This window comes from Azotobacter vinelandii CA (assembly GCF_000380335.1).
GTDB classification, from domain to species: Bacteria; Pseudomonadota; Gammaproteobacteria; order Pseudomonadales; family Pseudomonadaceae; genus Azotobacter; species Azotobacter vinelandii.
The window spans coordinates 2,721,892-2,734,460 of sequence record NC_021149.1 but is presented as its reverse complement, the minus strand read 5'-3'; the positions used below and the strand labels follow the sequence as shown (position 1 = coordinate 2,734,460).

At 68.0% G+C, this 12,569-nt stretch carries 10 protein-coding genes; all 10 read left to right on the top strand.

The annotated features are described in order from the left end of the window. Positions 1-6: 6 nt before the first annotated feature. The 10 genes from tssA to AVCA_RS12130 all read left to right on the top strand — a co-directional run bounded on the left by tssA (position 7) and on the right by AVCA_RS12130 (position 12,568). Positions 7-1,041 carry a type VI secretion system protein TssA gene (gene tssA, locus AVCA_RS12175; RefSeq protein WP_012701235.1) on the top strand — a complete coding sequence of 345 codons (1,035 nt, stop codon included), beginning with the start codon at positions 7-9 and terminating at the stop codon, positions 1,039-1,041. Positions 1,042-1,116: 75 nt separating this feature from the next. Beyond that, positions 1,117-1,683 (top strand): type VI secretion system contractile sheath small subunit, encoded by a 567-nt coding sequence (gene tssB, locus AVCA_RS12170; protein ID WP_012701234.1) that lies wholly within the window; start codon positions 1,117-1,119, stop codon positions 1,681-1,683. 13 nt (positions 1,684-1,696) lie between these two features. After that, positions 1,697-3,199, top strand: a complete 1,503-nt coding sequence (gene tssC, locus AVCA_RS12165; protein WP_012701233.1) for a type VI secretion system contractile sheath large subunit — start codon at positions 1,697-1,699, stop codon at positions 3,197-3,199. Positions 3,200-3,245: 46 nt separating this feature from the next. Then, the gene (locus tag AVCA_RS12160; RefSeq protein ID WP_236616137.1) at positions 3,246-3,740 is read left to right on the top strand and encodes an Hcp family type VI secretion system effector; all 495 of its coding nucleotides are present in this window, start codon (positions 3,246-3,248) and stop codon (positions 3,738-3,740) included. A 102-nt stretch (positions 3,741-3,842) separates the two neighbouring features. Further along, a complete protein-coding gene (tssE, locus tag AVCA_RS12155) occupies positions 3,843-4,385 on the top strand; it encodes a type VI secretion system baseplate subunit TssE (protein ID WP_012701231.1) in 543 nt (180 codons plus the stop codon). Further along, positions 4,385-6,247, top strand: a complete 1,863-nt coding sequence (gene tssF, locus AVCA_RS12150; RefSeq protein ID WP_012701230.1) for a type VI secretion system baseplate subunit TssF — start codon at positions 4,385-4,387, stop codon at positions 6,245-6,247. The genes tssE and tssF overlap by 1 nt, the downstream gene beginning before the upstream one ends. Next, a complete protein-coding gene (gene tssG, locus AVCA_RS12145) occupies positions 6,244-7,284 on the top strand; it encodes a type VI secretion system baseplate subunit TssG (protein ID WP_236616127.1) in 1,041 nt (346 codons plus the stop codon). The genes tssF and tssG overlap by 4 nt, the downstream gene beginning before the upstream one ends. After that, complete coding sequence (gene tssH, locus AVCA_RS12140; protein WP_012701228.1) at positions 7,277-9,937, top strand: type VI secretion system ATPase TssH; 2,661 nt, start codon at positions 7,277-7,279, stop codon at positions 9,935-9,937. Before tssG ends, tssH begins: the two co-directional genes overlap by 8 nt. Before the next feature lie 4 nt (positions 9,938-9,941). Continuing rightward, a complete protein-coding gene (locus AVCA_RS12135) occupies positions 9,942-12,005 on the top strand; it encodes a type VI secretion system Vgr family protein (RefSeq protein ID WP_012701227.1) in 2,064 nt (687 codons plus the stop codon). 182 nt (positions 12,006-12,187) lie between these two features. Continuing rightward, on the top strand, positions 12,188-12,568 hold the full coding sequence (locus tag AVCA_RS12130) for a DUF3592 domain-containing protein (RefSeq protein ID WP_231876296.1): 381 nt from the start codon (positions 12,188-12,190) through the stop codon (positions 12,566-12,568). Position 12,569 lies beyond the last annotated feature (1 nt).

Genomic DNA, 12,569 nt, shown 5'->3' with positions numbered 1-12,569 from the left:
CGCGCCATGTCCACGTCATGCCCGGAACATCTGCTTCCCCTGCTGGCCCCGGTGAGCGACGAGCGGCCGTGCGGCGACAATCTCGAATACGCGGCGGAGTTCCTGCAGTTGATGCAGGCCGTCCAGCCCAGGGCCGAGCAGCAGTATGGCCGCACCATCATCCCGGCCGAAGAGCCGGACTGGCGGGCGGTGGCGCAGCAGGCCGAACGCCTGTTGGCGACCAGCAAGGACCTGCGCATCGCCGTCCTGCTGAGCCGCGCCTGGACCGAATTGCGCGGGCTGGCCGGCTACGCCGACGGCATGCGCCTGGTCGCCGCGCTGCTCGACGGCCACTGGGACGGACTGCATCCGCTGCTCGAGGAGGACGGCGAGACGGACCCCTTGCCGCGCCACAACGCGCTGTCCGGCCTGTTCGACCCGCAGCTCTGCCTGCGCGCGCTGCGCGCCGCGCCGCTGGCCGCCGTGGGAGGGCTGACGCTGCGCGAGGTCGGCCTGCTGCTCGAAGGCAACGCCCCGGAGCAGCTCGATTATCCCGGCGGGCGCGAGCGCGCGCAGGCCGAACTGGCCCGTGCCTGGGAGATGGCCGACCCGGAGCTGCGAGCCGTGCCCGAGATCCTGCAGGCCCTGGGCGCTATCGCCGAGCGGCTGCGCGCCAGCCTCGGCGAGGGCTGGCTGCCCGACAGCGCCGAGCTGGAAAAACTTCTGCTGCGCCTGCTGGAGGCCTCCCGCGGCACGTCGCCGGCGGCCGCCGCCGAAAGCCCGTCCGCCGGCGACGAGGCAGCGGGGAGCGCATCCCCGGCCGCGTTCGCGCCGGCCGCCGTCGACTGGCGCACGGCGGAGCTGGACAGCCGCGCCGATGTGAATCTCTTGCTGGAAAAGATCTGCGTCTACCTGGAGCGCCACGAGCCCAGCCATCCGGCGCCGATTCTGCTGCGCCGCGCGCAGCGGCTCATGCAGCTCGGTTTCTACGACATCCTGCGCGACCTGGCTCCGGCCAGCCTGGCGCAGATCGATCTGCTGATCGGCAAGGCACCTTCGTGATGCGCGCCGCGGCCCTTTCCACCCACGACACCACAGGTGCCGACCACCCGTCGTTCCAATCAGGAGCCCAGGATCATGGCTGATATCCGCAAAAACTCGCCCCAGAAAGACAGCGGTCAGAAGTTCGTCGGACGCAATCGCTCGCCGCGCGTGCAGATCGAGTACGACGTCGAAATCTACGGCTCGGACCGCAAGGTGCAGCTTCCCTTCGTGATGGGCGTCATGGCGGACCTGACCGGCAAGCAGGTCGAGCCCCTGCCGGAACTGGCCGAGCGCAAGTTCGTGGAAATCGACATCGACAACTTCGACGACCGCATGGAGTCGCTCAAGCCGCGCGTGGCCTTCGGCGTGCCCAACACCCTGACCGGCGATGGCCAGTTGCTGGTCGACCTGACCTTCGAGCAACTGGACGACTTTTCCCCGGCCCAGGTGGCGCACAAGATCGAGCCGCTGCGCAAGCTGCTGGAGGCGCGTACCCAGTTGGCCAACCTGATGTCCTACATGGACGGCAAGACCGGCGCCGAGGAACTGATCGCCCAGGTACTGCAGGACCCGGCCCTGCTGGAAACCCTGGCCACCAACCCGAGGGTGCCGCGCGAGGCGGACCAGCCGGTCCGCGACGAGCAGGCGCAGGAATCCTGAGGAGTAAGGGACGATGAAACAGATCGATGGCGCCCTCGTACCGGGCGCGCAGCTTGCCGAATACGACGAAAGCGAATTCGCCGCGCTGTTGCAGAAGGAGTTCCGGCCCAAGACGGAACAGGCGCGCAGCGTGGTGGAGGACGCCGTGCGCACGCTGGCCCGGCAGGCGCTGGAGCAGAGCGTCGGCCTGTCCGGCGACGCCTACAACAGCATCCAGTCCATCATCGCGGAAATCGACCGCAAGCTGACCGAACAGGTGAACCTGATCCTGCACCACGCCGACTTCCAGCAACTGGAAGGCAGTTGGCGCGGCCTGCATCACCTGGTCAACAACACCGAAACCGACGAGATGCTGAAGATCCGCGTGCTGCCGATCTCCAAGAAGGAGCTGGCGCGCAATCTCAAGCGGCACAAAGGCGTGGGCTGGGACCAGAGCCCGCTGTTCAAGAAGATCTACGAAGAGGAATACGGCCAGTTCGGCGGCGAGCCCTACGGCTGCCTGATCGGCGATTTCCATTTCGACCACAGCCCGCCGGACGTGGAAACCCTGAGCGAGCTGGCACGCATCGCCGCCGCCGCGCACTGCCCGGTGATCACCGCGGCAGCGCCATCGGTCATGCAGATGGAAACCTGGCAGGAACTGGCCAACCCGCGCGACCTGAGCAAGATCTTCCAGAACAGCGAATACGCCGCCTGGCGCGCCCTGCGCGAGTCGGAGGACTCGCGCTACCTGGCGCTGACCATGCCGCGCTTCCTGGCCCGCACGCCCTACGGCAGTCGCACCAACCCGGTGGACGCGTTCGATTTCGAGGAAGACACCGACAGCACCAACCACGACCGCTACGCCTGGGCCAACTCGGCCTACGCGATGGGCGTGAACATCAACCGCTCGTTCAAGCTCTACGGCTGGTGTACCTCGATCCGCGGCGTGGAAAGCGGCGGGGCGGTGGAAAACCTGCCGTACCACAGTTTTCCCACCGACGACGGCGGGGTGGACATGAAATGTCCCACCGAGATCGCCATCAGCGACCGCCGCGAGGCGGAACTGGCCAAGAACGGTTTCATGCCGCTGGTCCACCGCAAGAACACCAACGTCGCCGCTTTCATCGGCGCCCAGTCGCTGCAGAAACCCGCCGAATACATGGATGCCGACGCCACCACCAACGCCCGGCTGTCGGCGCGCCTGCCCTATCTGTTCGCCTGCTGCCGCTTCGCGCATTACCTCAAGTGCATCGTGCGCGACAAGATCGGTTCCTTCCAGGAGCGCGGCGACATCGAGCGCTGGCTCAACAAATGGATCATGACCTATGTGGACGGCGATCCGCTCAATTCCTCGCAACTGACCAAGGCCAGGAAGCCCCTGGCCGCCGCCGAGGTGCGCGTCGAGGAGCAGCCGGACAACCCGGGCTACTACGCGGCCAAGTTCTTCCTGCGTCCCCACTACCAGCTCGAAGGGTTGACCGTGTCCCTGCGGCTGGTCTCGAAACTGCCGTCGGTGAAGGGCAGCGAAGCCTGAATACCGCAACCGAAAGATTCTTTGGTCCGATAAAGGAGAGTTAGCGATGAGCACGTCGATGCACCTGAAGATCGAGGGCGTCCAGGGCGAGTCCCAGGAGTCCCAACACGCTGCCTGGCTCGACATCAAGTCGTTCACCTGGGGAATCAGCCAGCCCGGCTCCCTGGATTCCGGCGGCGGCGGCACCCCCGGCCGGGCCAGCTTCACCGACCTGCACGTGGTTTCCTACGTGGAGGCCTCCGCGCCGACCGCGTTCAAGAAGTGCGCCAACGGCACCAGCCTGGGAACGGTGGAACTGTCCTGCTCCCGGCTCTCCGACGGCGACAAGATGGTCTTCATGACCATCACCCTGACCAACGTGCTGGTCACCAAGGCGGACATCAAGGGCGTCGACAGGGACGACGAGCAGGAGCGCCTGCTCATCGAGTACGCCTTCCAGGCCCCCGAGGTGGAATTCGGCTACACGCCCCAGCAGGACGACGGCAGCGCGGGCGGCGAGGTCACCATGGGCTGGAACATCCCCCAGAACACCGAGCTCTGAGCGCCGCGGGCGCGCCCGACCGTGGGCGGCCGGTCGCGCCCGACTCTATCCCGGAAAGCCGTTGCATGAAGAATCCACGCGACCCGTCCGCCGAGGTGGCCCATGGCTGATCCGCTGCACACGCCCAGGGACAGGCGGCAAGCGCGCGGCAAGCGCGACCGCCTGCGCCCGGCGCTGCTCGACCGTCTGACCGACGACGAGCCCCTGCAACGCACGGAACCCCTGACGCCGGGCGCCAGCACCGGCGAGTTGCGCGCCGCGGTGCTGCGCGACCTGGCCTGGCTGTTCAACACCATCAGCATGGCCGCCGACCTGGATCTGGCGCCGTTCGGCGAAGCGCAGCGCTCGGTGCTGAACTACGGCGTGCTGCCGCTGGCCGGCAAGCGCATTTCCGAGCTGGACTGCCAGGAACTCGCCTCCCGGCTGCGCCTGGCCATCCTGCGCTTCGAACCGCGCCTGCTGCCGGACAGCGTCGAGGTGCTGCACATCGACGAGCCGGACAAGCGGCTCATGCACCACAACGAACTGGTCTTCGAGATCCGCGCCCGGCTCTGGTCGGCGCCGTACCCGGTGGAATTCCGCGTGCGTTCCGAACTGGATCTGGAAAGCGGCCAATCCCTGTTGCACGACCTGGCGATCGACTGATGGATGCGCGTCTACTGGATTACTACAACCGGGAACTGGGCTACCTGCGCGAGCTGGGAGCGGAGTTCGCCGAACGTTTTCCCAAGGTGGCCGGCCGCCTGGGCATGCACGGCATCGAAATCGCCGACCCCTATGTCGAGCGCCTGCTCGAAGGTTTCAGCTTCCTCACCGCGCGCATCCAACTGAAGATGGACGCGGAGTTTCCGCGCCTTTCCCAGCACCTGCTCGATGTGATCCATCCCAACTACTCGGCGCCGATGCCGGCGATGGCCATCGTCAGGCTGCAACCCAGCCTCAACGAGGGCAGCCTGGCCAACGGCTTCACGCTGCCCGCCGGCACCGCGCTGCATGCCAACCTGGCCCACGGCGAGCAGACCGTCTGCGAGTTCCGCACCGGCCATGCGCTCACCCTGTGGCCGCTGGAGCTGGACGGCGTGCACTACGGCCGGGTGCCCACCGACCTGCCCGCCGGGGCATACCGGCAGCGCGCCCGCGCCGCCCTGCGCATCCGCCTGCGCATCACCGCCGGCCAGCGCTGCGACAGCCTGGCCCTGGAGCGGCTGGAGTTCCACCTGGCGGGCCCCGAGCAGCGGGCGCTGCGCCTGCTGGAGCTGATCGCCGGTCACAGCGTCGCGGTGCTCTGCCGCGAGGCCGGCCCGGACGGCGCCTGGGGCACGCCGCTGGACGCCGCCTGCGTGCGTCACGAGGGCTTTTCCGCCAGCCAGGCGCTGTTGCCCGACGACGGCCGCACCTTCCAGGGCTACCGGCTGCTGCAGGAATACTTCGCCTGCCCGGCGCGTTTCCTGTTCTTCAGCGTCGGCGGCCTGCGCCGCGCGCTGCAGGGGCTGCGGGGCGAGCGCTTCGAACTGCTGCTGCTGTTCGATCAGGACGACGCCGCACTGGAGCGCCTGGTGGAGACGGACGACCTGGCGCTGCACTGCACGCCGGTCGTCAACCTGTTCGCCAAGCGCGCCGACCGGGTGCTGGTCTCGCCGCGCAGCCGCGACTACCACCTGGTGGTGGACCGCACCCGGGCGCTCGACTACGAGGTGCATTCGGTCACCCGCATGTCCGGCCACGGCAGCGGCAGCGAGGCCCAGGAGTTCCGTCCGTTCTACGCCTCGTTCGGCGCCGACGGACGCGACCACGGCGCCTACTACGCGCTGCGCCGCGAGCCGCGCCTGCTCTCCGAGCAGGCCCGCCTGCACGGCAGCCGCACCGGCTATGTCGGCAGCGAAATCTTCGTTTCCCTGGTGGATCAGCACGAGGCGCCCTTCGGCGCGGCGCTCCGCCATCTGGTGGTGGAGACACTGTGCACCAACCGCGACCTGCCGCTGCTGCTGCCGCTGGACGGCGACAGCGATTTCTCGCTGGCGGTATCGGCCCCGGTGGGACGGGTCAAGGTGTTGCGCGGGCCGACCCGGCCCCGGCCGTCGCTGGCCGAGGGCGCGCAGACCTGGAAGCTGATCAGCCACCTGGGCCTGAACCATCGGCTCATGACCGAACTGGACGGCGAGCGCGGCGCGGCCATGCTGCGCCAGTTGCTGGCCTTGTACCTGGACGACGCCGAGTCGGGCCTGCGGCGCCAGGTGGAAAGCCTGCGGCGGGTCGCCTGCAGCCCGGTGTTCCGCCGCCTGCCGCAACCCGGCCCCCTGATGCACGGGCGCGGCGTGCAGGTGGCGGTGACGCTGGACGAACAGGCGTTCTCCGGCGACAGCCCCTTTCTGTTCGGCGCCGTGCTGGAGCAGTTCTTCGCCCGCCACGTGGCGATCAACCTGTTCTCCGAACTGACGCTGCACAGCCTGCAGCGCGGCCAGGTGGCGCGCTGGGCGCCCCGGCTGGGCGCGAGGCCGGTGGCATGAACGCGCCTTCGCCCCTGCACTGGATGGACGCTCCGCTGTGGCAGGCGCTGCGCGCCGAGCCGCATGCCCACGACCTGTTCCAGGTGCTGCGCTGGCTGGATGCCCGCGCCGGCCTGCCGGTCCCGCTGGGACGCGCCGCGCGGCCGCAGGACGAGCCGCTGCGCCTGGGCCAGCGGCCCTCGCTGTCGTTCGCGCCGTCGATGATCGCCGGTCTGGACGAAACGCTGGAGCGGCCGCCGTACCTGTCGATCTTCGGCTTCGGCCTGTTCGGCCCCCACGGCCCGCTGCCGCTGCACCTGACCGAATACGCCCACGACCGCGAGCGCATGGCGGGCGACCCGACCCTGGCCGCCTTCGCCGATCTTTTCCATCACCGGCTGATCCTGCTGTTCTACCGCGCCTGGGCCGACGCGCAGCCCACCGTCGGCCTCGACCGCCCCGGCGCCAACCGCTTCGAGGACTACATCGCCTGCCTGCTGGGCCGGGGGCTGGAGGCGCAACGGGACGCCGAGCCGCTGGGACGCCACGCCATTTACCACCAGGCCGGCCACCTGCTGCGGCAGACGCGCAACCCGGAAGGCCTGCAACGGATTCTGAGCGGCTATTTCGGGATACCGGTGCGCATCGTCGAGTACGTGGCGCACTGGGTGGCGCTGGAGCCGGACGCCCGCCTGGCCCTGGGCCGCAGCGGCGAGAACATGGGCCTGGGCACGGGCGCGACCCTGGGCTGCGCGGTGCGCGACGCCCAGTCGCGTTTCCGCCTGGTCCTCGGGCCGATGGGCTGGGCGGACTACCGCCGTTTTCTGCCCGGCGGCGACCGGGTGCCGGCCCTGCTGCACTGGCTGCGCGAATACGTCGGGCTGGAACTGGCCTGGGACGCGCAACTGATCCTGGCCGCCGACCAGGTGCGCGGCACCGCCCTCGGCGAGCCGCGCCCGCTGGGCCTGGGCACCTGGCTCGGCCGGCGGCCGGCGGATGCCGGCGACGCCGGCGATCTGATCATCGATTACAGCCACCTGGGGGAGTCCCATGTCTGATATCAGTCGCGTCTCGTTGTTCGGCAAGCTCGACCCCTTGCTGTTTTCCACGCTGGAGAAGGCCACCGCGTTCTGCCGGCAGCGCGGCAACCCCTATGTGGAACTGGCCCACTGGCTGTTCCAGCAATGGCAGGAAAGCGAAGGCGACCTGCGCCTCGCGGCGCGCCACTTCGAACTGGACGGCGAGCGCCTGGAGCGCGACCTGCAGGCCGCCCTCGACCGCCTGCCGCGCGGCGCCGGGGCGGTCAGCGACCTGTCCGGGCACATCGACGACGCGGTGGAGCGGGCCTGGGTGTACGGCAGCCTGAAGTTCGGCGCCGCCCGCATCCGCGGCGCCCACCTGCTGATCGGCCTGCTGCGCACCGCCGCGCTGCGCCACCTGCTGTTCGGCATCTCCCGCGAATTCGAGCGCATCCTGCCCGATGTGCTGGGTGAGCGCCTGGACAGCATCCTGGCCGGTTCGAGCGAGGAGGTGGTGGTGTCGGCGGCCGCCGCCGGCGCGCCGTCCCCGGCCGCCGACAGGGCGCTGGAGCAATACGGAGTCAACCTGAGCGAACGCGCCAGGACGGGCGAGATCGACCCGGTGACCGGACGCGACGGCGAGATCCGCCAGATGGTCGACGTGCTGTTGCGCCGCCGCCAGAACAATCCGCTGCTGACCGGCGAGGCGGGCGTCGGCAAGACCGCGGTGGTCGAGGGGCTGGCGCTGCGCATCGCCGCCGGCGAGGTGCCGCCGCCTTTGCGCGAGGTGGAGCTGTACCTGCTCGACATCGGCCTGCTGCAGGCCGGCGCCAGCGTCAAGGGCGAGTTCGAGCGCCGTTTGCGGCAACTGATCGACGAGGTGCGCGCCAGCCCGCGTCCCATCGTGCTGTTCATCGACGAGATCCATACCCTGATGGGCGCCGGCGGCAACGCCGGCACCGGCGACGCCGCCAACCTGCTCAAGCCGATGCTGGCCCGCGGCGAACTGCGCACCATCGGCGCCACCACCTGGGCCGAGTACAAGAGGCACATCGAGAAGGACCCCGCGCTGACCCGCCGCTTCCAGGTGGTGCAGATCCACGAGCCGGACGAGGAGCGCGCCCTGGCGATGATCCGCGGCCTGGCCGGCAAGCTGGCGCACCATCACGGCGTGCTGCTGCTCGACGAGGCGCTGCGCGCCGCGGTGAGCCTGTCGCACCGCTACATCCCGGCGCGGCAATTGCCGGACAAGGCGGTCAGCCTGCTGGACACCGCCTGCGCGCGGGTCGCGGTGAGCCAGCACGCCCTGCCGCCGGAGCTGGAGGATTGCCGGCGGCGCATCGAGACGCTGCGCGTCGAGCGCGGCATCGTCGAGCACGAATGCGCCATCGGCGCCGGCGACGCCTCGCGGCTCGACGAACTGGCGACGCGGCTGGCCGGCGAGGAGGCCGAGTGCGAACGCCTGATGGCGCGCTGGCGCGACGAACAGGAACTGGCGGCGCGGATCTTCGATCTGCGCGCCCGGCTGGGCGGCGGCGCCGCGACGCCGGCGGAAGAGGAGGTCCGCCGGCCCCTGCTGGCCGAACTGTACACGGTGCTGGCCGAACTGGAGGCCCGCCAGCAGGACGAACCGCTGATCCTGCCGGCGGTGGACACCCACGCGGTCGCCGCCGTGGTGGCGGACTGGACCGGCATCCCGGTCGGCCGCATGCTCAAGGACGAGGCCGCCGCCGTGCTCAACCTGGCCGACACCCTGGCGGCGCGGGTGATCGGCCAGCGCCACGGCCTGGAGGCGATCGCCCGGCGGATCCGGACCGCCCGCGCGCGGCTCGACGATCCGGGCAAGCCGGTCGGCGTGTTCCTGCTCGCCGGCCCTTCGGGGGTGGGCAAGACCGAGACCGCGCTGGCGCTGGCCGAGGCGTTGTACGGCGGCGAGCAGAACCTGATCGTCATCAACATGAGCGAGTTCCAGGAGGCGCACACCGTCAGCACCCTGAAAGGGGCGCCGCCCGGCTACGTCGGCTACGGCGAGGGCGGCGTGCTGACCGAGGCGGTGCGCCGGCGTCCCTACAGCGTGGTGCTGCTGGACGAGGTGGAGAAGGCCCACCCGGACGTGCACGAGATCTTCTTCCAGGTGTTCGACAAGGGCTGGATGGAGGACGGCGAGGGCCGCCGCATCGACTTCAAGAACACCCTGATCATCCTCACCTCCAACGTCGGCAGCGACCTGCTGATGCGCCTCTGCCAGGACCCGCAGCGGATTCCCGACCCCGAGGCGCTGGCCGGCGCGCTGCGCGAGCCGCTGCGCCGGGTGTTCCCGGCGGCGCTGCTCGGGCGCCTGTCGGTGGTGCCCTATTACCCGCTGTCGGACGAGATGCTGGCGCGCATCGTCCGCCTGCAACTGGAGCGGATCGGCCGCCGCCTGCGCGACAACCACGGCATCGATTTCCACTACGCGCAGGCGGCGGTGCAACTGGTCGGCGCGCGCTGCACCGAGGTCGAGTCGGGCGGGCGCATGGTCGACGCCATCCTCACCCATACGGTGCTGCCACACATCAGCCGCGAACTGCTGCTGCGCGCCGGCGGCGAGGCGCCGCTGACGCGCATCCAGCTGGACGCGGAGCAGGGCGAATTCGTCTACCGCTTCGAGAGCGGGCAGACGCCGGCCGACGCGCAAAGAGGACGGGACTGAAGGCATGGATCGTAACGTCAAGGTACACAGCGTGTTGGGCGAGGACGTGCTGCTGTTTCGCGCCATGACCGGCACGGAAACGCTGTCGCAGCTCTTCCGGTTCGAAGTCGAACTGCTCGCGGAAAGCCATTCGCTGTCGCTGAAAACGCTGCTGGGCAGCGCGCTGACCCTGGAAATCGCCACCCGGGACGAGGGGGTGCGCTACCTCAACGGCCTGGTCACCCGCTGCGAGCTGTTCGGCCGCGAGGACCGCACCGCGCGGCTGTACCGCTACCGCGCCACCGTCCGCCCCTGGCTGTGGCTGCTCAGCCGCAACCGCGACTGCCGGATCTTCCAGGAGCAGAGCGTCCCGGAGATCGTGCAGGCGATCTTCGCCAAGTACAGCAGTCTGACCGTCGAACTGTCGCTCACCGGCACCTACCGCCAGTGGGGCTACTGCGTGCAGTACCAGGAAAGCGACTTCAGCTTCGTTTCCCGGCTGCTGGAGCACGAGGGCATCTACTACTACTTCCGGCACGAACTGGGCAGCCACACCCTGGTGCTGGTGGACGACATCGAGACGCACGAAACCTTCGCCGGTTACGAGAGCATTCCCTTCTTCGCCGCCGACCGCCTGGTGGCGGTGCAGGAGGAGTGCATCGACATCTACCGGGTCAGCGAAGAGATGGCGTCGGGCAGCTATATCGGCGACGACTACAACTTCACCGCGCCGAAGAGCCTGATGCGCGCCCTGCTCAGCAATCCGGCGGAACACGAACACAGCGACGCCGAAGTCTACGAATGGCTGACCGGCTACCGGGACTACGGCGAGGCGGCCCACTACACGCGCATCCGCCTGGAGGAACTGCAGACCCGCCGCGAACTCGACGAAGGCCACGCCATCGCGCGCGGCCTGGCGCCGGGCTACCGCTTCACCCTGCGCAACTGCCCGCGGGAAGAAGCCAACCGCGACTACCTGGTGGTGAGCGTCACCTACCACCTCAAGGAGCCGGGCTACGCCAGCAACCCCGAACCGGCCCGCTACGACTTCGACTTCGTCACCCAGCCGGTCAGCCTGCCGTTCCGCCCGCGGCGGATCACGCCCAAGCCCCGTCCCCACGGCCCGCAGACCGCCGTGGTGGTGGGGCCCGAGGGCGAGGAGATCTGGACCGACGAATACGGCCGGGTCAAGGTGCAGTTCCACTGGGACCGCTACGGCCAGATGAACGAGGAAAGTTCCTGCTGGATCAGGGTGGCCAGCAGCTGGGCCGGCTCGACCTTCGGCGGCATCTACATCCCGCGGATCGGCCAGGAGGTGATCGTCGACTTCATCGGCGGCGAAATCGACCGGCCGATCGTGATCGGCAGCACCTACAACGCCGACCAGATGCCGCCCTTCGAACTGCCGCTGAACTCCAGCCAGAGCGGTATCGTCACCCGCACGCTGGAGGGAACCCCGGTCAACGGCAATTTCTTTTACTTCGAGGACCGGGCGGGGGAGGAACTGGTCCGTATCAAGGCCGAACGCGATCACGATACCGAAGTGCTGAACGATACCAATCACTTCACCGTCAAGACCCACAGCCTGACGGTGGGCGATCTCGAAATCGCGGTCGGCGACGATGGCGGGGGCGCCACGAGCAATACCATCAACCAACCCCTGAGCGTCGCCGGAGGCGGGAACTTCAACGTGCGGACCGTCAATATCACGATCCGCTCGGCCGTGAATATCGATATTTCCGCGATAAAGGTGGGCGTAGCCGGAGTCAATACGAGTCTGGATGGAGTGAAGGTTGCCATTGTCGGGGTCAATACGGTTTATAACGGTGCGACTTTCATTCGCAATGAGACGATAAAAAAGGAGCACAACTTCTATAAGTCAGAGTCGACGCACCTCGAACACAAAGAGTCGCATGCCGTTGAGGAAAAAGGCACGCTTCGCCGGATTCGTTACAATCTCGTGAATTTCAGCAGTGGAACCTTCAGGGCGGATTATCAAAAGAAAAAGGACGATGCGAAGCAAAAGGCGCGGGATGAGCTTAAAAAGAAAATAGGGTCGCCGCAATTGCCGCCAGGAACGGCGATATAGCATTGACGATATAATTGATTCGTACCTTTGAGGCATGAATTCATGGCGCTTATCCCATGGTGCGCGCCCAGTAAGGTTTGATGAGTATTCTTGAGCAATAACTGTCACATCCCGCTGCGACATCCGGAAATCGGCATGACCGGCGATTCCGCAGTGAAAATTCGGTAATACGGGAGATTGCATTGAGTCGCTCGCAAGTTCCATACGCCCTGTTGGCGTTGTTCATTGTCGGTCTGGTCGTTTTCGGCGTCTGGACGCTGATACAGCCGATCATGCAGCTCGACGATACCTATGCCGAACTACTGGAAAACGGCCAGGCAGTGGAGGGACGGGTAGTGGCCATCGAGCCGACCGATGTACTGCTCGACAACCAGCCGGTTTCCCGCTTCACGGTCACCTATGCGCAAGAGGGCGGCGAGCGGCGGGCGGTGTTCGAGCAGCGGGTGCCCTTCACCGATCTGCCGCGGGTGCAGCCCGGTGCCGCGGTTCCGCTGCGGCTGGGGGCGGATGGAAAGACGGTGATCGATCTGCAACGGCTCAATGTTCCGCTCGAAGAGGAATGAC